This window comes from Pseudoalteromonas sp. NJ631 (assembly GCF_000276645.1).
GTDB lineage: Bacteria > Pseudomonadota > Gammaproteobacteria > Enterobacterales > Alteromonadaceae > Pseudoalteromonas > Pseudoalteromonas piscicida.
Genome location: NZ_AKXJ01000007.1, coordinates 114,217 through 136,077 on the forward strand (window position 1 = coordinate 114,217; position 21,861 = coordinate 136,077).

Consider the following 21,861-nt stretch of genomic DNA (forward strand, 5'->3'; position numbering starts at 1 on the left):
TGGCGTAATAAATCATTTAGCTTATTCATATTCACAATTAGATAGAAGAGAGCCAACAATGACAATACGATGCGGCTGGGTGGACGAGAGCAAACCCGATTATGTTGAATACCATGATAAGGAATGGGGAAGACCTGTACTGGATGACCAGAGCTTGTTTGAGTTTATCACATTGGAATCTGCACAAGCTGGCTTAAGCTGGTATACCATTTTGAAAAAACGTGAAGGCTATAGAAAAGCATTCCACGATTTTGATGTACACAAAGTGAGCCAGATGACAGAGCAAGATATCGAGCGGCTATTAGCATTTGACGGAATTATTAGAAACCGCGCAAAAATCGCAGCAACGATAAACAACGCTAAGCGATTTATTGAAATTCAGCAAGAGTTTGGCAGCTTTGCAAAATACCAGTGGCAATTTGTTAATTACAAGCCTGTTATCAACCCCATGCGTGACAAACACGATGCCGTTGCCACCAGTGAACTCAGCGACAAATTTGCTAAGGACTTAAAAAAACGTGGATTTAAGTTTTTAGGCTCAACCACCGTGTATGCACATATGCAAGCTTGCGGCATGGTTAACGACCATGCCGATAACTGTTTTTGCAAACAAACCATTATTGCCAGTTATCAAGACTTGGATTTTACTCAACTTTAAACAATAAAGTACAAGGCCGCGTATTAAGCGGCCTTGCTGAGTTGAGCCGGTAACCTGAACTTGGAATAACAACTTGTTCTCTAGCAGCTGTTATCCCTTACTACTGCGTTAAATTTGCTTGCAATAGGCCAGCTATTGACGCACAAATTTGCCTTGTATTAAGAAATAACTTCTAGCTAGAGTGATACTACGCTTTTGAATTTAGTGATTTTAGTGGATTAACTTACTTCTTATCCCGAGTTCAGGTTAGGTAGTAATTGATGAACTATCAGTCACGATTGAGATTATACTTTTTCATCTTCTCAACTAATGTTGTTCGGCGAACGCCCAAGATTTCAGCCGCTCGAGCAACCACATAATCGTAGCGCTCTAAAGCTTGAGTGATCAAATCAATTTCAAGCTCTGCTAAATATTCTTTTAACTCTATCCCCTCGTCAGGCAGTAAGCCAACATTCGCTGCTTGCGGCGCAAAATCTTCCGCTACCAAATCCTCTTCATCGTCACTAAAACCATCGCTAAACAATTCGTTGAAGGCATCTTTTTCTAATAGTTCTTCTGGATATTCAGGCTCAAACGCTTCAACTTCTATATAGCGGTATTTTTGTGGTAAATCCGTCACATCGACAACCTTGTCTGGGAACATAATCACCATTCGTTCCACAAGGTTTGCAAGCTCTCGAATATTCCCAGGCCAAGCGTGTGACTTTAAGCTGTCTACGGCTCTATCGGTAAACTTAACCGAATTGCCCGTTTGTTCATTTACTCTACGTGTTAGTTCTTTTAGCAGTAGCGCAATATCTTCGGCACGCTCGTTTAGAGAAGGGTTTTCAATAGGGAATACATTGAGTCTATAAAATAAGTCTTCGCGAAACTTGCCGTCTTCAATCATGGTTTCAAGATTCCGGTGCGTCGCGGCAATCACACGAACATCCGCCTGAATAGGCTTTGTGCCCCCGACTCGTTCATAGGTGCGTTCTTGCAAAACTCGTAACAATTTCACCTGCATTTGCAGTGGCATATCACCGATTTCATCGAGAAAAAGCGTACCTCCTTGCGCAAGTTCAAAACGCCCTTTTCTGGCTGAAATCGCGCCAGTAAACGCACCTTTTTCATGACCAAAAAGCTCGCTTTCTAACAACTCCCCAGGGATAGCACCACAGTTAACTGGCACAAATGGTCCCTGCGCACGTTTAGACAATAAGTGTACGTTACGTGCAACCACTTCCTTACCGGTTCCCGATTCCCCCAAAATAAGGACATTGGCGTCGGTTTTAGCCACTTGAGAAATCAAGAAACGAACGTTTTTAACCGCTTCGGTTTCCCCAACTAAACCATCAAAGCTCTTATTTAGTAGCTTGTTCTCTTTGTTTGGAAGCATACGTAAATATTGCTGACAGTCATGTAGCAATTGCATCGTGACTTCTTGCCCAAAGGGTTCGGTGATGAGCCCTATCACATTCGGCAACGCAAGTAGTGGTCTGAGCGTTTCACCTATTAATAAAAATGGGACGGCGGGATGAGATTTTATTAGTGCTTCGTGTGTTAAGCTTTGCAAAGCGCCTAGCACAAAAATTGGTTCTTGGTTGTTATCAAGGATCTTGGGCTCATAATGCTCTTCGGCCAGCACATCGTTTGCTTGACCGACAAAACTAAGTGCCGCCCCTAATCCGATCGCTCTTTTGTTGTTGTTATCTAAGATCAAGACCATTGCTTGAGAACCAATCTACTTAAAATTCTTTAATAGTTAGATTGTAAGAGAGATTAAGGGGGATGCAATACCTAAGTGGCAACTTTTTGACATTAACGCCAAAAAATCGCCACTAGAGCTGTTCTATATCAATACTTTGGTATTAATTTATAATAAACCTAGTACCGATGATGCAGACTGATTAGCTTGGCCACGCAAAGCAATAGACGCTTGCGATAAAATATCGTTGGCGACTTGATCGCTCACCGCTTGCGCGTAATCGGTGTCTTGAATTCGACTTTGGCTCGCTGCGATGTTCTCACGTTGGTTACTCGCAGAGCGAATCGTACTAGATACCGCATTTTCAAATGCGCCAAGCCCAGCGCGTTGGCTGTTTAAATCTTCAGAAACGGTGTCTGCCGCATCAATGGCAGCTTGGGCACCCGCTTGCGTCGAAATGTCTACACTCAATATTGCATTGGCAAAACCACCATCAGTCTGCTGTAGCGACTGAGTCGTATTAGCGTCGGGACCTACCTGAAAACTACGAGGCTCACCGTCAAAAATTTGTGCGCCGCCAAATGTAGTATTTTCAAACGTTTCACTGATTTGCGTTTGCAGCTGCGACACTTCCTCTTGCAATGCTTGACGGTCACTATCTGTCAGCGCCCCATTACCGGCTTGAATCGATAATTCTCTAATTCGGGAAACCGCATCATTCACACCAGATAATGCCGAGTCAGCGGTTTGCGAATACGAGATACCATCGTATGCGTTACGAATGGATTGACTATAGCCGTCCTGCTGAGACGTCAAACGGTTAATGATCTGCAAGGCTGCAGCATCGTCTGCAGCAGAATTAACCTTCTTACCAGAAGCCAGCTGTTGATTGAGTTTATTAGCAGTTTGCTCCGTGCGATTAAAAAAAGCAGTACTTTGTGATTGGATTTTCATATTTACCCCCATTCACTATCATTAGGTTAAATCTACGTTATTGTGAGCAAAAAGTCATCATAGTCGTTAAATTTCCTGCAATGGCTGGCATAAATACTGCAAAACACATAGAAGTGATATAAAGTATTGAGTAGTAGCTAATTTATTGTATCGGTGAGATATCTAGAGCAGTTTCGATACTCGATACTGTAAAGTTTTGATTGCACCTGTAGGTGGACACCCTATGTTTGATAATAAAACCATTTTAATAACCGGCGGCACTGGCTCTTTTGGCAAAAAATATGTCAAAACATTGTTAGATCGTTATAAGCCAAAGAAGATCATCATATTTTCGCGCGACGAGCTAAAACAGTTTGAAATGCAACAAGAGTTTAATCAACGTTGTATGCGCTACTTCATCGGCGATGTACGAGACAAAGACAGGCTGCGCCGAGCAATGCAAGGGGTTGATTATGTGATTCATGCAGCGGCGTTAAAACAGGTGCCTGCTGCCGAATACAACCCAATGGAGTGTATCAAAACCAATATAAATGGTGCCGAAAATGTGATTGAAGCCGCTTTAGATAATGACGTCGAAAAGGTAATCGCACTTTCTACCGATAAAGCAGCTAATCCAATCAACTTATACGGCGCTACAAAATTAGCGTCGGATAAGCTTTTTGTCGCCGCAAATAATATGGCTGGCGGACATAAAACTCGATTCTCTGTTGTTAGGTATGGCAATGTGGTTTGCTCAAGAGGTTCAGTGGTCCCGGTATTCCAAAAGTTTATTGATGAAGGGAAAGGTCATATTCCTATTACTCATGCAGATATGACTCGCTTTTGGATTAGTCTTCAGCAAGGCGTTGACTTCGTACTTAAGAATTTTGAGCGTATGCTTGGCGGCGAAATCTTTGTGCCAAAAATTCCATCGATTCGAATCGTAGATCTTGCAACCGCAATGGCGCCCAATGTACCGCAAAAAATTATCGGGATACGCCCTGGCGAAAAGCTTCACGAAGTAATGTGTCCTCAGGATTTAAGTTTTGACACCTTTGAATTTTCTGATCATTTTGTTATTGCTCCGGGGATCAAGTTTAGTAGCAGAAGTAATTCTTTTGACCTTAATGCGCTTGGTGAGCAAGGAAAAGCGGTGCAACCTGGATTTGAATACAACTCTTTGACTAACCCAGTTTATATGAGCGTGGAAGAGATAAAAGCGTTTAACCTACAAGCACTATTATGATCCCATACGGAAAGCAATCAATAGACCAAGCGGATATTGACGCCGTTATCGAAGTACTGCAATCGGACTGGTTGACACAAGGTCCCAAAGTCCCAGAGTTTGAGCAAAAACTTTGTCAGTATACTGGCGCAGATCGTGCCGTTGCGGTAAACAGTGCAACATCTGCACTACATATTGCCTGCCTCGCCCTTGAAGTTGGTAAAGGTGATATTGTCTGGACCTCACCAAACTCATTTGTTGCTTCATCTAATTGTGCGCTTTATTGCGGTGCGAGCGTCGATTTTGTCGATATTGAAATCAGTACCGGTAATATGAGCATTCAAGCGCTCAGTAACAAGCTAGCACTAGCAAAGCAACAAAACCAACTCCCCAAAGTAGTTATACCGGTGCATTTTGCAGGGCAATCATGTGATATGAAGGCCATCCATCAATTAGCTGCGCAGTATGGTTTTAAAGTAATTGAAGACGCATCACATGCTATTGGGGGTTCCTATCATGATAAAAAGGTGGGCTGTTGTGAGTACTCTGATATCTGCGTTTTTAGCTTTCATCCGGTAAAAATAATTACCTCGGCTGAGGGTGGTGCTGCGCTGACAAATGACTCAACGCTGGCAAATACGATGGCGAGGCTTCGCAGTCATGGTATTACTGGAAATCCAGACGAGTTTAATGAACCCAGCCATGGGGTCTGGTACTACCAACAGCAAGATTTAGGCTTTAACTACCGTATGACGGATTTACATGCGAGTCTAGGGTTAGCACAGCTTACTAAGGTCGATACATTTGTTAAGCAGCGAAATAATCTTGCTAACACTTACGATACGCTATTTGCCGATAGTATTGGGATCACGCCTCTCGTGTGCTCTGAAAGCTCAGTTTCTGCCTATCACTTATATGTTATTCGACTCGAAAGTTGTACGCCTGAACAGCATAAATTTATGGTCAATGCGCTTCGGGAGAAAGGCTTTTTTGCGCATGTTCATTATATTCCAATATACCTGCAGCCCTATTATCAGAATTTAGGCTTTAAGGCTGGCTATTGCGCTGAAGTTGAATCCTACTACTACAGTGCAATCACTTTACCTTTGTATCCAACCCTCACTTTAACCCAACAAGAGTACATCGTTAGCACGACTGAAGCACTTTATCTTGAGTGTACCAGCAGTGATGAAAGCTAAAGGAAAGATTATGAATAATAGACCATTGCAACTGGCTTTTATTGGCGGAGGTAATAACTCTGCAGTCGGCTATGTACACTTTTCAGCAGCGCATTTAGATAATAAGTTTCAGGTCGTCGCGGGTGCATTTAGTCGAGACGCTAAGGTCAATCAGCACACGGCTGAGCAATGGAATATAAGTACAGAGCGTACCTATAACTGCTGGAAGGAGTTAATTTTAGCAGAGCAAAACGCGGTAGACGCTTTTGTTATTTTAACACCAACCCCTCATCACACTGAGGTGTTAAAGGCCTTATTGACAAGAGACTTAGCTGTGATTAGTGAAAAGTCATTGACTTGTGGATTGGCTGAGGCGAAGGAAATTGAAGCTTGTTACGATCCCAAAAAACACTTTCTTGCAGTAACTTTCAACTACAGTGGTTATGCTATGGTGAGGGAGCTCAAGCATATCATTTCTAATGGTGCGCTTGGAGAAATTCAAAAAATTCATCTTGAAATGCCCCAAGAAGGCTTTAAACGCCCACCAGATATCGCAGGTAAGCCTAGCCAACCTCAATCATGGCGTTTAAAAGATTACGACGTCCCCACTATCTGTCTCGATTTAGGTGTGCACCTTCACCATTTATCTAGCTATCTATTAGAAGTCGAGCCTGAAGCCACCTGCGCGCAATTTGCTAATCACTCAGAGTTCAAAGGATTAGTTGATGACGTTAATATGCTCTTGAAATACCCAAATGGTATCGTTGGCTCAATGTGGATGTCTAAAACAGCAATTGGTCATAGAAATGGTCTGTCCGTACGTGTGTATGGCACCAAAGGAAGTGCTCGCTGGTTTCAGTTAAATCCTGATGAATTAGAACTCAACTATAATGATGGACGTCGGGAAGTGTTAGATAGAGCAGGCCAATGCCAGTATGCGAATCAATTTCGATATAATCGGATGAAACCTGGCCACCCAACCGGTTTTGTCGAGGCCTTTGCCAATTTATATAACGATATTGCGGGAGCACTCCAGTTACACTTAAGCAACCAACCCAGCCGTTCAGAGTACGTTTTTGGATTTGAGCAAGCCAAGCAAGGTTTGGCGTTATTTGAAGCTGCAAAGCGCTCTGCTGAAAGTGGTACATGGCAGCAGGTGAAGTAGTTGACTTCGCCTGCTTAGGTTATTCATTCTATTGACTAAATTGTGTCTTAACGTCGTTGCGAAGCACTTTTCCCATCTGGTTTCTCGGTAAAGCTTCCACTCTTTCTATAAATCTAGGCTGCTGATAGTCAGTTAGCTCTTGCAAGCACGCTTTTCTAATTACAGGAATTAAGTCGGTGTCTTGGCTTTGCTCTATGACCACTTTTACAATTTCGCCCAATAGCGCGTCTTTTATCCCAAACGCAACGCAATCTTCTACGCCTTCTACTGATTTGACAACTGTCTCTATATCTTGAGGGAATACATTTATCCCACCGCTAGAAATCACCTCCTTTTTACGGCCAACGTAGTAGAGATATCCGTGCTCATCCACATAACCTAGGTCTCCTGTTTTAAAAAAACCTCCCACATAAAAAGCCGCCCGAGTTTGCTCAGGCATTTTTAGGTAGCCACCAAAAATGGTAGAAGTGTTACAGCATATCTCTCCTACTTGGCCAGCTGCGACTTCACACCCTTGAGCATCCGTAATTTTCAATGAGACAAATGGCAGTGCTTTACCCACACTGCCACTTTGCTCAGGGTTTTCTGAAACCGCAAAATCAGTGACCACTCCCACTTCTGAAGCGCCGTAACACTCATGAAAGCGACAACTTAGCATCCCTAATAAACGCCTTTTTGTTGTACCTTCAAGCACTGCAGATGATGAAACGATACATTTCAAAGAACTTAAATCTGCACCAGATGTACCTTTTGCAATCAAACTTTCTAGTTGAGCGGCTACGGCAAACAAAAAGCTGACCTTATATTGCTCAATCGCACTTAGCCATTGTGAAAGATTAAACTTGGGCATAACAACGGTTGTAGCGCCAAGCATTAACGGCATTAGCACCCCTCTTTGTGCTAAAGAGTGATACATTGGCGTTGCTACTAGGATCACATCTTGTTTGGTCAAACCGTAATATTGGATAGTTGCATCCATAGCGCGGTTTATTTTACATGCTTGGCTTAACACAATTGGTTTCGGCTGCCCAGTGGAGCCTGAGGTCATCGTCAAAATAAACGGCGCATCAAGATCAACACCATGTTGCAAGTCATCTAATTTTTCACAAGATTGAACTGCTTCCCAACTTAGCTCTTCACTCACAGCTTTACCAAGAGTTACCAAGTTACTAGGCTCTATCAAATTGGCATCGAGTAATATCTTACTTATCGTCGGCCATGCCACGACCATGGCAACTGGCGTTTTCTTCAGCGCTGTTATTAATGCATTACCTTTGAGGCTAATTGGTAATGGCACAGCTGCGATTCCCAGCTTAGCAATAGCGAGTAGTGTTACGACAAATTCGATACCATTAGGCGCAAATACACCCACTCGTTGACCTAGGGTAAGGCCCGACCGTACAAAGTGTGCACTTAACTTTAATACCTGTCGATTCAGCTCCTCATAGCTCACTTGCTGATCTAGATAGACAACCGCCGCTTTCTTGGGAGTCTGTTTAACATTTTCTTCGAATAACTCGTAAATACTCTGTGTCATGTATTTACCTCTTTACCAACATAATTAAACTCGCAGAGCGATGCATTTGGAAACAACTGTTGCGTTGCGCGCATTTTCTTTTCATCATGTTCGATAGACACGAAGCCCGCACGCTGGTTGAGCAGATTCACAAACTTATTTTCTTTGTTTATTACCGCAAGCCAAATGGCTTTAGGATATTTAGCCGCGGTTTCACGGAGTTGCCACTCCAAAACCATTTGTGCGTGGGCAAAGTTCACCTCATCAGAGGCTGCAAACCACCCACCAACCAGATATTCCTGCGCTTCAATACTATGCATTTGATGCCAAACGTATAGTAACGGTTTGCTGTTAGACTCCATCACAAATGACTCTCTACTGTTAGCAAACCACCACTGATAATGCCCCAGAACGTCAATACCAGAAGTAATTGTCATACGCCAAGTGTTATCTGGTAAATTCCTCGCAACAAGGTATCTATTTACGTCAGAATCGTTGACTTGACGGATCTGCACCTGTGTAGTCAGCTGGCATATATTTGTCTCTTGGCTATGTAGAGCCCTTTGTGTCACAGAAGATTTAATATCGTTCGCTAAAATAAACTCTGCAACTCGAATTGCCCCTCGGCCATCTACCTTAATCGGCGCAATTTCTCGCGCTTTAATTATCCGCGTAGACTGCTTCACTAACGTCAAAATTAACGCGACAACCTCACTAGCCTTTCGCGTTAATAGCTCTGGTACATGAAAATAATGACCTAAGTCATCAAGCGCACTTTGTTGATTGTCTTGATTTGGAGCAATCGAAAACGTCAACGCTGGCGTATTGGTTGCGGCCAACTCATAAAGCGAAGTACCAAGTGCGCCCACAAATAGGCTACAACTTTGATAATAAGGCACAAGAGAAGGCGGTTGCCGAATTAGCTGCAATCTAGAAGTCGTATTCGCAAGCAGAGTTAACGCCTCTACTCTCTCAGCCATCGGCCCTAAGATAACGTCAATTTCAATTTCTGGTGCCATATTTAGCAACAAGGCTATCCAGTCAGAAACACTATGCCAATCCCCTCCACCGCCAAGAGAAAACATAACACGATTTAGCTTGCGATCTTGATGTGTGCAGTGTTGATATGCCGGTGACAGCATAGCAAAATCAGGGCCTAGTAGCTTATACTGGGAGCTTGCGTAGCGCTCACCAGTCTTATCACCACACCACTTGCTATCAATAAGTAGCTTAGCACTATGCGCTCTTTCTAAATCGTCCACTGCAACAATTGAGGGAATCTGTTTCGCAACTTCAAGTTCCCATTCTGAGTCAAAACGGTAGCTGTCCACGATAATGCTTTCAACCGGTTTTTGTATCTCAGAAAGTGCCTTCAAGACATTGTGAGCATCTTCTTTTTGCGTTTGTGCAAAAGGTAAAGCTTTTGTGTTGCTCTTCAGCTCAAGTGATAACTGCTCGGGAACCGGTTTATCGACAAAAACTATCACCTCTTTGCCACAAGCTTGAAGCGCTAACGCTAACCACTTACAACGCATAAAGTGGCCAAGGCCACATAAGGTATCAACTCTTATCGCGATCATTGACAAGCTTAACCAGTGAATTGACCAAAGTGCCTACATTTGCATTTTCCGTGTCCATTAATAATTCGGGCGGCACCGCAATACGGTAGTCACTTTCTAACTGCATGATTAGCGTTAATATTTCAAACGAATCCAGTGTCCCTTCTGCGACAAAGTTATAACAATCTATGTCATTGTCGGCGACCATTACGCCTCGTTCTAGCAAAAACTGTTGAATAGTTTGAGTCAGCATTTCTTTGTTCGTATTCACGATAAATCACTCCATGCTAGCTGCTCACCACAGCGCAGATCTCTATTCACTGACCGACCTATTAAGCTCGGCAGCTCTTTTGGCATGATTTCACCGCCGCCGGGTCGCATCTGCCTTAAATGTTCTGCAGTCAGACGCTCACCCAATTTAATATCTTTTATAATGTAGACACAGCGACGAGCTTTTGACGCTTCAGTAGGATAATTAACCTCACCCATCGCTTTTTCAATCTGTCTAACGCCATGGACTAGCGCCTTTAATTCATCTGGTGTCATTGAAAAAAAGCTATCCGCGGTGTTGTCACTTTTATCGAGCACAAAGTGCTTTTCGATCATGCATGCCCCTACCGCAACCGATGCCAGAGGTACATCATTGCCAAGTGTATGATCGGATAGCCCTACAGGGCACTTAAACGCTTCTCTCATATGTGGAATTGTGCGCAAGTTTATCGTTTCAGCAGGGGCTGGATAGGTACTCGTACATTTCATCAGCCCAAGCTCAGTTACACCCGCCTCTTCAGCTACTTTCACTGCCTCAGCTATTTCTGGTAGCGTCGCGCCTCCGGTAGACATAATTACAGGCTTACCTGTCGCGGCGACATCTCGGATCAGCTGATGATCGATCAATTCTGGCGAAGCAATTTTATAGGCCGGCGCATTCAGTTGCGCCAGCAGATCGACAGCAGTTTTATCAAAGGGCGAAGAAAAGCAGGTGATGCCAATTTTTTCAGCCAGCTCAAACAGCTCAGCATGAAAATCCCAGGGCATATAGGCCCCTTTGTAGAGGTCATATAAATATTGCCCCTGCCACGGGCCGGTTGCCTCAAAGTGCGGCAATTTGCAGTCCATAGTCAAAGTATCTGCGGTGTAGGTTTGCAGCTTTATGGCATTCGCACCGGCTTCTTTCGCTGCATAAACCAGCTCTTTGGCTTTACTTAGTGACTGGCCATGATTTGCAGACATCTCCGCAATAATGTAGCAAGGCTGATCATGGCCGACACTCTGACCTGCAATGTTGAAACCTGATTGAAACGTCATGATGTTCTCAAATTCAATTTAACTTATTTATTATCTTAGCTTTTTTGCGGTTCCCTGTCTTTGATGTATTGAATCACAGCAAGCTTGGTTTAGGTACAGCGTACAGTTGTGTTTCCAAAAGCCAATGCCCCTCTTGTCTCAGATAGTAATGGTACCGACCTGGAGCATATGATTCGATCAATAACGGGATTCTCCACAAATCCTCAGGTGTATGATACAAAGATAATGCCAATGTTGGTGTGTACTTAGAAATATATTCATCAGCCTGGCACAATGCATCAAAATCAGCGCCTTCAATGTCCATTTTCAATACGTTACACCTTACTTGATGCATTATAGTACCGAGGTTAACACTCTCAACCAAGCAATTTGGTGGTACCTCTTCGTCCGCAGCAACTACGCTGACAACCGTAGCTGACGAATTCTCTTCGACCCTAAGTCTTTGTCCTTCAGGGAGCCCAACAGCAAGACGACGTATATTGACAGGTTTGCCCTCTACACCCATAGCATGCATGCGATTAAGAAACAGTTTGATATTATTGGCGCTGGCTTCAAGCGCCGTGTAATCTTCAATAGACGCCGCATAACGCGCATAGAAAGCTGCAAAAGTGTCACCATCAAACGCACCAATGTCTAATATGCGCATCGTATCGTATTGGTATAAATCAGGTATTCCTTGCGGAAAGTACATCTCGTATTGCTCCGGTATCGGATAATACTGCCGGCAAGGCTTACTACGATAGTTAACAATCTGCTCAAAAGTATGGCGTGAGCGTTGATCACTGAGCAAAGATAAAACCTCCTCACAACAGGTTTTGTTTATCTGGCTGCTCGCTGGCGCCTGCATCCACAACACACCACACTCATTGAGCTTTTGAAGAGCCGCAGGGAAGATGTCAAATGAAGCTAAAGTATCTATGATGTGTTGAAATCCGGCTTGGCGTAGATCTTCCTCTACCCCACTAAAACCGAGAATAGTGACTATGACCGGATAGTTGGTATCCAGGTCAGCATGTGGAAAAGTAACACAAGGCACACCTGCATATTCTTTGAACTTGGGCGCTCTGTCTAAAATAGCGCGTGGTCTGAGACCCATTTCCGTTAAATAGGCAGTTAACGCCTGCCCATAGTGACTCCCACCATAGACATAAAATTGAGTGTCTGCCAGTTTCACTGCATTCCCCTGTTAACTTATTTTCAATCTAGCTTGTGTGCACTACTCCTACTTCCACAGCTACTTCTAATACTGCCGCCTTTTACAAACACGTTCACCATTGTTTGTAAAGCGTTTCTTATAAGTTAACTCTATGCATGATCGTTCTAGGGTGCAAGATTCCGCAGTAATAATCAGACTTTATTATAAATAACGAACGACTATTGAGTTACTTTTGTACAGAACCATCAACTCACTCTATGGATATCCGAATTTGGCTTTACTTGCCTGATGTCACTCATATAATATCCAAACCAACACTGAGCTCTAGCGAATAGGTTTATCTTGAAGGACGTGCAAATAATTATTCAGGCCAGAATGACTTCTACCCGCCTTCCTGGCAAAGTAATGCTGCCATTGTGTGCCAGCTCGGTACTTCAGGTGATGCTAGAACGTCTTGGCGATTTGGCCAAACACATTATCATTGCAACCACAGATGATGGCACAGAGCACCCAATCGTAGAATTGTGCGAAAGAATGGGCATAAACTATTTTCGGGGCAGCACAGAAGATGTGCTAAGCCGATACTACCAGGCTGCGACCCAATTCGGTGCTCAACGTGATACTGCGATTGTTCGTCTAACCAGTGATTGCCCCCTGATCGACGCAACGCTTGTCTCGCAGGCTATTCACTATTTTCAAAATCATGACGTCGATATGGTCAGCCTGGGTCCCCATAGCGGATTTCCACGTGGGCTAGACACATGTGTGTTTGCCTATCACTTGCTTAAACGCACACATCAAAAGGCCACTCATCCATCAGACAGAGAGCATGTCACCTTAGGTATGGCAAAGTTCAGCACGATAAATAGCCATATCATCAGCGCAGGAGACGATCACAGTCATTATCGCCTGACACTGGATGAGCCCGATGACTACACTGCAATTGAGGCGATTTATCAGCAATTTAATAATAATCTATGCTTTAGTTACAGTGAGTTATTAGAAACATTAAAGAACCATCCCCACCTTGCCGATATAAATAAGCACGTTGAACAAAAAACTGTCTAGCACAGCGAAAGTCAATGGCGCCCGCACACATGGGCGTAATTTTTGCTAGAGCATTGTCATGCCGGGTGATTAAAGTATTCAAAAAGAGAGAACAATGAGTAATAAAACCGTTTTAGTGACCGGTGCCACCGGATATAAGGGCACGGTATTAGTACCTAAGCTGCTCGCCAAAGGCTACCAGGTTATCGCACTGGATACCCAGTGGTTTGGTAACTTCCTGCCTGAACATGAAAACCTTACCGTGATAAAAGGTGATGTGCGCCATACCTCAGACATTGAGCTGAGCGGTGTAGACAGCATCATTCACCTCGCCTCTATCGCCAACGACCCATGCGGTGACCTGGACCCCAAATTGACCTGGGAAGTCAGTGCACTGGCCACAATGCAATTGGCCGATAAAGCCAAACGCGCCGGTATCAAACAATTTATCTACGCTTCCTCGGGCAGTGTTTACGGCGTGAAAGATGAAGCTCATGTCACTGAAGACCTTACCCTCGAACCGATATCAGAATATAACAAAACTAAAATGGTTGCCGAGCGTGTATTGCTGAGCTACGCCGAAGATATGGCTGTACAAATTGTTCGTCCTGCCACCGTATGTGGTTTATCACCCCGCCAAAGACTGGATGTATCCGTCAATATGTTGACGATGCAGGCACTTGAAAATGGCAAAATCACCGTATTTGGTGGTGCTCAGGTACGACCAAACATCCATATCGACGATATCACCGACCTGTACATTTACATGCTGGAGCACCCAGAAAAAACCAGCGGTGTCTTCAATGCTGGGTTTGAGAATATCTCTATTATGGACATTGCCAACATGGTCAAAGCCCAGATTGACTGTGACATTGAAGTGACGCCATCGAACGATCCAAGGTGTTACCGCATCAACTCAGATAAACTGCTGGCGACTGGATTTAAACCCTCTAAAAATGTCGCCACTGCGATTGAAGAACTGATCGCTGCCTATCGCGCAGGTCAGTTAAAAAATGAAGATCGCTTCTATAACCTTAAATGGATGCAGCGAGAAGTATTATGAGTAAACAACAAGGCATCGTCGCCCCCATACCACGCAGGGATCCCATTGTCGCTCTGACTGAGGACTATGTTCACACGCTCAGCCAGGTACTGACACAACTTGATGGTAATGCAGTCAAACAGCTGGTCAGCACTTTGCTGGATATGAAAGCCAACGGCGGTACCTTGTATTTGTGTGGCAACGGTGGCTCGGCCGCCAATGCTATCCACCTTGCAAACGACTTTACATTTGGTGTTCACCCTCAGGGCGATGCCCTGAAAGTGGAAGCACTGGCAGCAAACAGTTCAGTGTTGACCTGTCTTGGCAATGACATCGGCTACGACAACATTTTTGCTCACCAGCTAAAAGTGAAAGCATCCGCGCAGGATGTGTTGCTGGTTCTATCTGGCAGTGGCAATTCAGGCAACATCATCCGTGCCATTGAGCAAGCCCAGGCTTTGGGGATGCACACTGTCGGAATTCTTGGATTTGATGGCGGCAAAGCCAAGCCATTGCTCAACCAGGCATTTCACTTTGCGATTCAGGATATGCAGATCTCTGAAGATACCCAGGTGGTGATCGGACACATTCTAATGAAAGCCCTTTATCAGGAGCTCAATCATGGCTAATGCGCCAATCCTTGTACTCGGTAGTAACTCCTTTTCGGGCGCTTCTTTTTGCGCCCATTTACTAAAACAAGAACATTCAGTGTTGGCAGTCAGTCGCTCAGCAGAACCTCACACCGCTCTGTTGCCCTACAAATGGCAGACTAACCAGCCTGATTTTCATCAGTTCGACCTCAACCACCAGCTGGACGATATTATGGCCCTGATCAAACGCCATAAGGTCAGTACTGTTTATAACTTTGCGGCGCAGAGCATGGTGGGACAAAGCTGGCAATATCCGGAACACTGGTTTATGACCAATGCGGTGTCAACCATCAAACTGCACAATCAGTTAAAAGACCTGGATCACCTGGACAAATACGTACATATCTCTACACCAGAAGTGTACGGCAGCTGCGAAGGTCTGGTGAAAGAGCATAATAACTACCAGCCCAGCACCCCTTATGCGGTATCGCGTGCTGCGGCAGACATGAGCTTGCATACCTTTTTTGATGTCTACAAATTCCCAGTGTTATTTACCCGCGCAGCGAATGTGTATGGTGAAGGTCAGCAGCTCTATCGCATCATCCCCAGAACCATTTTGTTTGCGCTGCTCGGTAAGGTATTGCCTCTGCATGGCGGTGGTCATTCCACCCGCTCGTTTATCCATATCGATGACGTGTCAGACGCGACACTGAAGATTGGCACACAAGGCACATTGGGTGAGACGTATCATATCTCAACCGAACGCATGATCACCATTCGCGCCTTGGTTGAGCTGATCTGCGATATGCTGCAAGTGCCTTTTGAACAGGTCTGTGCCGTCACCGAGGATCGCCTCGGCAAAGACGCAGCCTACCTGCTTGACAGCAACAAAGTCCGCTCAGAACTGAACTGGCAGGATCAAGTCTCTCTGGAAAACGGCCTGGAGCGTACCATTGCCTGGGTCAAACAGTACCAGAGCGAACTAAGTACATTACCCCATGACTACATTCATAAAGCGTGAGTTCCCTATGTTCGGACAAGAAATCGATTTATTAAAAAATTACCCTAAGTCTAAGCGCGATACTAAGGGCCGTGCCAACGTGATCACCGAAGCAGATCGCGAAATTGCCAGACAATATAGCAAAGACTTTTTTGATGGTGACCGTACCTATGGTTACGGTGGCTTTAGTTACTTTCCGCGTTTTTGGCAGCCTGTTGTACCAGACCTGAAGGCACACTTCGGCCTTAATGAAAGTTCTAGCCTGCTGGATGTTGGATGTGCAAAAGGCTTTATGCTGTACGACCTGCAGCAGATGATCCCGGGTATGACATTGCGCGGACTGGATATTTCTCAATATGCCCTGGAGAATGCCAAAGAAGAAGTCAAGGAGCTACTGACTTTAGGCAATGCCAAGGCGCTGCCCTATGAAGACAACAGCTTTGATGTGGTGATGTCAATCAACACCATTCACAACCTGGAAGAAAATGAATGTGCCATGGCGCTGCGTGAAATCGAGCGCGTCAGTCGTGGCAAATCTTTTATTACCGTCGATGCCTACCGTAACGATGAAGAAAAGGAACGCATGATGGAGTGGGCACTGACAGCCAAGACCATTATGCATGTGGATGACTGGAAACAGTTTTTCCGTGATAACGGTTACACTGGCGATTTTTATTGGTTTATTCCGTAGGCGTATTATGACTTTGAACTCCATCGCTGCGCAGATCCGTTACACTTTGTGTGACGTATCCAGCCAGACAAAAACACCACACCTGGGCAGTTGTTTGTCCTGTGTTGATATTCTGACCGTGTTGTATTGGCGCACGATGCATATCACGCCCAACAACCCGGCTAATCCTGAGCGTGATTACTTTTTGTTGGGTAAAGGACATGCCGCCAGCGCGCTGTACACAACGCTTGCCTACCGTGATTACTTCTCTCCAACGGCACTGTACGAGCATGGTCAGACTGGCAGCCAGTTTGAAGAGCACCCGGGAATACACGCCCCGGCAGGCATAGAGACGGTTTCGGGCTCTCTGGGCCACGCTTTATCGTTAGCAACAGGCATGGCACTGAGCAAACAGTTACAAGGCGCTAAGAACCGCTTTTATGTGCTCATGGGCGATGGAGAGATCAATGAAGGAACAGTCTGGGAGGCTGCGATGTTTGCAGCCGGTAAGCGCTTAAGTAACCTGGTTGCCATTGTCGACTTTAACAAATTACAAGGCACAGGTGAAAGTACCGAGATTATGCATCTGGAGCCGCTTGAAGAGAAATGGCGTGCCTTCGGCTGGCATACAATGCGCGTCGATGGTCATGATCTTGGTGCGCTGGAACAAGCTTTGGAAGCCGCAAAATCCATCCAACAACCGGTGTGCATTGTGGCCGATACGGTTAAAGGCAAAGGCGTGTCATTTATGGAAAACGACAACAACTGGCACTACCGCATTCCGACTGAAGCAGAAGTGGCTCAGGCAAAACAGGAGCTGGGAATATCATGAGAAACGCATTTGCACGAGTCCTGACTGAGCTTGCTAAAGACGACGAATCACTGTTGCTCTTTTACGCAGATATAGGTAACCGGTTGTTTAACCCCTTAAAGGAGTTTGCCGAAGAGCGCGCTATCAACGCGGGAATTGCGGAGGCGAACATGGCCTCTATGGCCGCTGGTAGTGCCATGATGGGCCATAAACCCTTCATTTACACCATCACCCCGTTTACCACGTCACGAAACTTTGAACAGATCAAAATTGATATCGCTTATCAGAATCAGCCCGTGATAATCGTCGGCACCGGCTCTGGCTTATCTTACGCTAACCTGGGCCCGACTCATCACTCATTCGAAGATATTGCGCTGATGCGCGCACTGCCAAATATGCACGTGATCTGCCCGGCTGACGCATACGAGCTTGAGCAACTGATGCCACAACTGATTGAGCTTAACGCTCCTTGCTACTTCAGAATTGGTAAGAAAAACGAGCCGGCAGTCCACGAAGGAAACCCTGCCCTTACCTTTGGCAAGGTGCATGTGATGCGACCAGGTGAACGCATTGCCGTACTGAGTACTGGCACCATTATGCCTCTAGCACAAGCATTATTAAGCGAATTGACGGAGCGCGGATTATCGCCAGAACTGGGGAGTTTCCACACCGTAAAACCGCTCGACCAAGCGTATTTAAACGATGCGATAACCCGTTTTGATCATGTGATCACACTCGAAGAACACAATGTCAGCGGAGGCTTTGGTAGCGCTGTGCTGGAATATGTTAGTGAGCAGGCAAACGGGCCACGGGTGCACCGTTTCGGGATCCCGGACCGCTTTATCGACCAGGTGCATTCCACCGCAGATGCCAGAGCCAAAGCGGGTCTGACTGTGCCTGATATTATGAGTACCTTATCAGAGCGAGGTGTGGTGTGATCATAGGCATAGATTTTGATAACACCATTGCCGACTACACCGGCGTATTTTATCGCGTAGGTTGTGCGCTTGGTTGGCTACCTGAGTCGGTCGGTCAAAGCAAAAATGAAGTTAAACAGTATTTTATTGACCAGGACAACGAAGCCAGATGGACCGAGCTACAGGGTATCGTCTACGGGAAAGAAATCACCCAGGCACGCCCCTATCCAGGTGCACTGGCAGCAATGCAACGCCTTTATGCGCAAGGACATAGACTGGCCATCGTGTCGCATAAAACTAAATACCCGATTATCGGGGAGCGTGTTGACTTTCATAACGCAGCCACACAGTGGCTCCTCAGCCACTGTTTTATCGGATCAGCCAATGCGCCTGTTAACTCTGATTTGGTCTTTTTTAACGAGACCAAAGTACAAAAGGTTGCGCGTATCTCACAGCTCAAGTGTGACGTGTTTATTGATGATCTGCCAGATATTCTGACGCACAGTGATTTTCCTGCACAGTGTCATGGGGTATTGTTCGCCCCCAACGCACTTCAGGGGTTCAGCGGCCCGCAAATCAACCATTGGCAAGCATTGGATGCCTGGCTATGTTCTCTGCTGAACTAACAGACTTTATCTCATCTACTCTGGGACAAACCCACTGGCGCAGTTCCAGCTTGCCGCAGGGCGCAAATAATCAGGGACATAAGCTCTTTACAGAGAACAACGCCTATTTTCTCAAATGCTTTGCGCCAGACGCACGGGCATTCGACAAGCTTTACAATGAATTTCAGTTTAGTCAGCAGCTACATAAGGCCGGTATCTCAAATATAGCCAGGCCTATCGGTTATTGTTCTAACACCCTGTCTGCCATATACGAGTTTATCGACGGCCACACCTTTGAAACAGTGACAGCACAGGATGTCAGGGCAGCATACAATTTCATTGCAGCCATCAACAGTCATCAGGTTGAACGCACGGCGCTCAATGCGGCTGCGGATAGCCCGGCTAAACTGGAAGACTTTATTCAATTAGTCACACTGCGTCTTTCACGATTCGAACCTCTGCGTGATAACGCTGAACTCAATACTCTGCTGACGGCAATAGAACTACGCACCAGAGTTATCAGCACAACACCCGGTATAGACTGGCAACAGCCCTGTCCAAAGGACGTGGTCTCCCCCTCTGACTTTGGCTTTCATAACGCACTGAAATATCGCGATGACGTGTATTTTATTGATTTCGAATATGCTGGAAATGACAGTGCCTGGAAGCTGCTATGCGACTTTTTTGCCCAGCCAGCTGTGCCCGTGCCACTGTCTTACTTACCACTGTTTTTACGCTCGCCACTATTTGCAGCACAAGCATCCGCTGGGAACACTCTAAAGTGCGTCTTTGAGCTCACGCTGCTCAAGTGGTGCTTAATCATGCTCAACGAGTTTTTACCTGATGTTCAGGCCAGGAGACTGTTTTCCTGGAACATTTCTTGCTTAGAAGAAAGAAATGCAAAATTACAGAACATGCAGGCGCAGCAACTTGACAAGAGTCAACGCTACTTTGCTCAAATTAACGATAAAATGCATGCGTTACAAACCCAATTAAGAGACAACTAGAATGAAAGCAGCAGTACTATTTGAAACAGGTCAGCCTCTTAAGATAGTTGACAACATTCAACTGCCGGCGCTTATCACAGGCCAGGTGCAGGTCAAAATTCTCTACAGCGGCTTGTGTCACTCCCAGTTGATGGAAGTCAATGGTGGTCGTGGTGAAGACAAATATCTGCCCCACCTGCTTGGACATGAAGGTGTTGGTATTGTCGAGGCGGTGGGTGACAGCGTCACCAAAGTACAGGTCGGCGACAAAGTCGTAATAGGCTGGATCAAAGGTGAAGGTCAGGATGCTCCGGGCGGAAAATATCCACATGACGGATACCTCATTAACTCGGGGAGCGCAACGACGCTGTGCGAGCAAACCATAGTGGCTGAAAACCGGGTTGTTAAGCTGCCTGAAGGCTTTCCGGACAAGCTCGCCATACTACTCGGCTGCGCCTTACCCACCGGGCTTGGCCTGGTGTTCAACGAGCTCAAGCCTGAGACAGAAAAAACTCTGGCCATTTTTGGACTGGGTGGGATCGGCATGAGCGCATTGCTCGCCGCAAAGCTGAGTAATCCAACTAAGTTAATCGCTGTTGACGTTAGCGAAGAAAAACTCGCCATCGCCAGGCAGCTGGGTGCCACGCACACCATCAATGCCAACGATTCAGATCCTGTCAGTGCCATCTATGACATCACTGAGGGCCTGGGCGTTGACTATAGCCTGGAAGCCGGCGGAACCACAACCACCATAGAGCAAGCTTTTGAATCTGTGAGAGATGGAGGCGGTCAGTGCATCTTTGCCTCTCACCCTAGCAATGAACTCAAGATCCAGCTGGAACCCCATGCCTTCCACCGTGGCAAATCTCTTCGCGGCAGCTGGGGCGGCGGCAGCCAGCCGGACAAAGACATTCCTGTCTTTGTCGAGTTATTCAAACAAAATAAGCTGGATCTGCACTCTTTAATCAGTAAGACTTATGAGCTCGACCAGATCAACGACGCTCTGGACGACCTCGCAAACAAAAAAATTATCCGAGCAGTAATTAGGATGGAATAGAAATTATGTAACAAGGGAAAAACATGAACAAACAAGATAAGACATTTTTTGGCACCGGTTCATCTCAGATGGCCAAAGAGACTTGGCTAAAACAAGATGAGAATGTCGACATTGAAGAACAGGACCTGCTGACACTCGGTCCTTATAACAGCCAGGGGATTTTACAAGACCCTAAGCGCTTTGGCTTCTTGATGTCTCGCCATAAATTTGTTTCTAAAATGTTTGCAGACTTCGATAATGTGCTTGAGATTGGTTGCCAGGAAGGGATGGGATCTTTGATCGTTTCTCAGACTGTGAAAAAGCTCACTTCCGTGGACTTTTACAAACCACATATTCAAGATGCACAGAAATATATGGGGAAAAATCTGGACAATGTGACTTTTCAGGGCCACGACATGATTGGTGGTCCGGTTGAAGGCACGTTTGACGGCGTATTTACGATGGATGTATTCGAGCACATCGATCCCCAGCAAGCTGGTTTGTTCATGGAAAACATTATTGCTTCAATGACCCCTCAGGGTACTTTAATCTTGGGGATCCCCTCGTTAGAGTCGCAGAAGTATGCCTCGAAGGCATCTAAAGAGGGCCATATAAACTGTATGTCAGGCGCGGATCTTAAGGCATTTTGTGAACAGTATTTTCACAATGTCTATCCCTTTGGGATGAACGATGAAGTGGTTCACACCGGCTTCTTCCCAATGTGCCAGTACCTGATCATGCTGTGTGTGGCGCCCAAGAAAGAATGAGTTAG

The 21,861-nt window shown here is 45.6% G+C and carries 22 protein-coding genes; 15 read left to right on the forward strand and 7 right to left on the reverse strand.

Features of this window, described 5'->3' with window-relative positions; translation table 11 throughout:
* Positions 1-58 precede the first annotated feature (58 nt).
* Positions 59-658 (forward strand): DNA-3-methyladenine glycosylase I, encoded by a 600-nt coding sequence (locus A587_RS0113710; RefSeq protein ID WP_017218045.1) that lies wholly within the window; start codon positions 59-61, stop codon positions 656-658.
* A gap of 268 nt (positions 659-926) precedes the next feature.
* On the opposite strand, the gene A587_RS0113715 is transcribed toward A587_RS0113710, so the two are convergent.
* Both A587_RS0113715 and A587_RS0113720 read right to left on the reverse strand, forming a co-directional pair.
* Positions 927-2,366, reverse strand: coding sequence for a sigma-54 dependent transcriptional regulator (locus tag A587_RS0113715; RefSeq protein WP_017218046.1), 1,440 nt, complete (start codon positions 2,364-2,366; stop codon positions 927-929).
* Positions 2,367-2,513: 147 nt separating this feature from the next.
* Positions 2,514-3,299 carry a flagellin N-terminal helical domain-containing protein gene (locus A587_RS0113720; protein WP_017218047.1) on the reverse strand — a complete coding sequence of 262 codons (786 nt, stop codon included), beginning with the start codon at positions 3,297-3,299 and terminating at the stop codon, positions 2,514-2,516.
* A 223-nt stretch (positions 3,300-3,522) separates the two neighbouring features.
* On the opposite strand from A587_RS0113720, the gene pseB reads away from it, so the two are divergent.
* The 3 genes from pseB to A587_RS0113735 are packed head-to-tail and all read left to right on the forward strand — an operon-like array spanning position 3,523 to position 6,846.
* Complete coding sequence (pseB, locus tag A587_RS0113725; protein WP_017218048.1) at positions 3,523-4,524, forward strand: UDP-N-acetylglucosamine 4,6-dehydratase (inverting); 1,002 nt, start codon at positions 3,523-3,525, stop codon at positions 4,522-4,524.
* On the forward strand, positions 4,521-5,702 hold the full coding sequence (gene pseC / locus A587_RS0113730) for a UDP-4-amino-4,6-dideoxy-N-acetyl-beta-L-altrosamine transaminase (RefSeq protein WP_017218049.1): 1,182 nt from the start codon (positions 4,521-4,523) through the stop codon (positions 5,700-5,702). The genes pseB and pseC overlap by 4 nt, the downstream gene beginning before the upstream one ends.
* Positions 5,703-5,712: 10 nt before the next feature.
* A complete protein-coding gene (locus tag A587_RS0113735; RefSeq protein ID WP_017218050.1) occupies positions 5,713-6,846 on the forward strand; it encodes a Gfo/Idh/MocA family protein in 1,134 nt (377 codons plus the stop codon).
* 28 nt (positions 6,847-6,874) lie between these two features.
* Here A587_RS0113735 and A587_RS0113740 read toward each other — a convergent pair whose 3' ends face one another.
* The 5 genes from A587_RS0113740 to A587_RS0113760 all read right to left on the reverse strand — a co-directional run bounded on the left by A587_RS0113740 (position 6,875) and on the right by A587_RS0113760 (position 12,403).
* Positions 6,875-8,383 carry a class I adenylate-forming enzyme family protein gene (locus tag A587_RS0113740; protein ID WP_017218051.1) on the reverse strand — a complete coding sequence of 503 codons (1,509 nt, stop codon included), beginning with the start codon at positions 8,381-8,383 and terminating at the stop codon, positions 6,875-6,877.
* Entirely contained in the window at positions 8,380-9,942 is a 1,563-nt protein-coding gene (locus tag A587_RS0113745; RefSeq protein WP_017218052.1) for a pseudaminic acid biosynthesis protein PseG, read from the reverse strand. The genes A587_RS0113740 and A587_RS0113745 overlap by 4 nt, the downstream gene beginning before the upstream one ends.
* Positions 9,923-10,192, reverse strand: coding sequence for a hypothetical protein (locus tag A587_RS0113750; RefSeq protein WP_017218053.1), 270 nt, complete (start codon positions 10,190-10,192; stop codon positions 9,923-9,925). Before A587_RS0113750 ends, A587_RS0113745 begins: the two co-directional genes overlap by 20 nt.
* Positions 10,189-11,229 (reverse strand): pseudaminic acid synthase, encoded by a 1,041-nt coding sequence (gene pseI, locus A587_RS0113755; protein ID WP_017218054.1) that lies wholly within the window; start codon positions 11,227-11,229, stop codon positions 10,189-10,191. Before pseI ends, A587_RS0113750 begins: the two co-directional genes overlap by 4 nt.
* Positions 11,230-11,302: 73 nt before the next feature.
* Entirely contained in the window at positions 11,303-12,403 is a 1,101-nt protein-coding gene (locus A587_RS0113760) for an FkbM family methyltransferase (RefSeq protein WP_017218055.1), read from the reverse strand.
* Positions 12,404-12,727: 324 nt separating this feature from the next.
* On the opposite strand from A587_RS0113760, the gene A587_RS0113765 reads away from it, so the two are divergent.
* From A587_RS0113765 to A587_RS0113815, 11 genes are all read left to right on the forward strand, one after another.
* Positions 12,728-13,453: a glycosyltransferase family protein gene (locus A587_RS0113765; protein WP_086009240.1), complete on the forward strand. Its 726-nt coding sequence runs from the start codon at positions 12,728-12,730 to the stop codon at positions 13,451-13,453.
* Positions 13,454-13,547: 94 nt separating this feature from the next.
* Complete coding sequence (locus tag A587_RS0113770; protein ID WP_017218057.1) at positions 13,548-14,495, forward strand: SDR family oxidoreductase; 948 nt, start codon at positions 13,548-13,550, stop codon at positions 14,493-14,495.
* On the forward strand, positions 14,492-15,103 hold the full coding sequence (locus tag A587_RS0113775; protein WP_017218058.1) for an SIS domain-containing protein: 612 nt from the start codon (positions 14,492-14,494) through the stop codon (positions 15,101-15,103). The genes A587_RS0113770 and A587_RS0113775 overlap by 4 nt, the downstream gene beginning before the upstream one ends.
* Entirely contained in the window at positions 15,096-16,085 is a 990-nt protein-coding gene (locus tag A587_RS0113780; protein ID WP_010369193.1) for a GDP-mannose 4,6-dehydratase, read from the forward strand. The genes A587_RS0113775 and A587_RS0113780 overlap by 8 nt, the downstream gene beginning before the upstream one ends.
* Complete coding sequence (locus tag A587_RS0113785) at positions 16,063-16,755, forward strand: class I SAM-dependent methyltransferase (protein ID WP_232288067.1); 693 nt, start codon at positions 16,063-16,065, stop codon at positions 16,753-16,755. Before A587_RS0113780 ends, A587_RS0113785 begins: the two co-directional genes overlap by 23 nt.
* Before the next feature lie 7 nt (positions 16,756-16,762).
* A complete protein-coding gene (locus A587_RS0113790) occupies positions 16,763-17,566 on the forward strand; it encodes a transketolase (protein ID WP_083838451.1) in 804 nt (267 codons plus the stop codon).
* On the forward strand, positions 17,563-18,483 hold the full coding sequence (locus tag A587_RS0113795; RefSeq protein WP_017218061.1) for a transketolase family protein: 921 nt from the start codon (positions 17,563-17,565) through the stop codon (positions 18,481-18,483). The genes A587_RS0113790 and A587_RS0113795 overlap by 4 nt, the downstream gene beginning before the upstream one ends.
* Positions 18,480-19,088, forward strand: coding sequence for an HAD family hydrolase (locus tag A587_RS0113800; protein ID WP_017218062.1), 609 nt, complete (start codon positions 18,480-18,482; stop codon positions 19,086-19,088). The genes A587_RS0113795 and A587_RS0113800 overlap by 4 nt, the downstream gene beginning before the upstream one ends.
* Entirely contained in the window at positions 19,070-20,074 is a 1,005-nt protein-coding gene (locus tag A587_RS0113805; RefSeq protein WP_232288068.1) for an aminoglycoside phosphotransferase family protein, read from the forward strand. The genes A587_RS0113800 and A587_RS0113805 overlap by 19 nt, the downstream gene beginning before the upstream one ends.
* A 1-nt stretch (position 20,075) precedes the next feature.
* Positions 20,076-21,110, forward strand: a complete 1,035-nt coding sequence (locus A587_RS0113810; protein WP_017218064.1) for a zinc-binding dehydrogenase — start codon at positions 20,076-20,078, stop codon at positions 21,108-21,110.
* A gap of 23 nt (positions 21,111-21,133) precedes the next feature.
* A complete protein-coding gene (locus A587_RS0113815) occupies positions 21,134-21,856 on the forward strand; it encodes a class I SAM-dependent methyltransferase (protein ID WP_017218065.1) in 723 nt (240 codons plus the stop codon).
* The last annotated feature ends 5 nt before the right edge of the window (positions 21,857-21,861 follow it).

Coding starts and splice junctions, on each gene's coding strand:
- A587_RS0113710 (WP_017218045.1), top strand. CDS start 59: ATGACAATACGATGCGGCTGGGTGGACGAGAGCAAACCCGATTATGTT.
- A587_RS0113715 (WP_017218046.1), bottom strand. CDS start 2,366: ATGGTCTTGATCTTAGATAACAACAACAAAAGAGCGATCGGATTAGGG.
- A587_RS0113720 (WP_017218047.1), bottom strand. CDS start 3,299: ATGAAAATCCAATCACAAAGTACTGCTTTTTTTAATCGCACGGAGCAA.
- pseB (WP_017218048.1), top strand. CDS start 3,523: ATGTTTGATAATAAAACCATTTTAATAACCGGCGGCACTGGCTCTTTT.
- pseC (WP_017218049.1), top strand. CDS start 4,521: ATGATCCCATACGGAAAGCAATCAATAGACCAAGCGGATATTGACGCC.
- A587_RS0113735 (WP_017218050.1), top strand. CDS start 5,713: ATGAATAATAGACCATTGCAACTGGCTTTTATTGGCGGAGGTAATAAC.
- A587_RS0113740 (WP_017218051.1), bottom strand. CDS start 8,383: ATGACACAGAGTATTTACGAGTTATTCGAAGAAAATGTTAAACAGACT.
- A587_RS0113745 (WP_017218052.1), bottom strand. CDS start 9,942: ATGATCGCGATAAGAGTTGATACCTTATGTGGCCTTGGCCACTTTATG.
- pseI (WP_017218054.1), bottom strand. CDS start 11,229: ATGACGTTTCAATCAGGTTTCAACATTGCAGGTCAGAGTGTCGGCCAT.
- A587_RS0113770 (WP_017218057.1), top strand. CDS start 13,548: ATGAGTAATAAAACCGTTTTAGTGACCGGTGCCACCGGATATAAGGGC.
- A587_RS0113775 (WP_017218058.1), top strand. CDS start 14,492: ATGAGTAAACAACAAGGCATCGTCGCCCCCATACCACGCAGGGATCCC.
- A587_RS0113780 (WP_010369193.1), top strand. CDS start 15,096: ATGGCTAATGCGCCAATCCTTGTACTCGGTAGTAACTCCTTTTCGGGC.
- A587_RS0113785 (WP_232288067.1), top strand. CDS start 16,063: ATGACTACATTCATAAAGCGTGAGTTCCCTATGTTCGGACAAGAAATC.
- A587_RS0113790 (WP_083838451.1), top strand. CDS start 16,763: ATGACTTTGAACTCCATCGCTGCGCAGATCCGTTACACTTTGTGTGAC.
- A587_RS0113795 (WP_017218061.1), top strand. CDS start 17,563: ATGAGAAACGCATTTGCACGAGTCCTGACTGAGCTTGCTAAAGACGAC.
- A587_RS0113805 (WP_232288068.1), top strand. CDS start 19,070: ATGTTCTCTGCTGAACTAACAGACTTTATCTCATCTACTCTGGGACAA.
- A587_RS0113810 (WP_017218064.1), top strand. CDS start 20,076: ATGAAAGCAGCAGTACTATTTGAAACAGGTCAGCCTCTTAAGATAGTT.
- A587_RS0113815 (WP_017218065.1), top strand. CDS start 21,134: ATGAACAAACAAGATAAGACATTTTTTGGCACCGGTTCATCTCAGATG.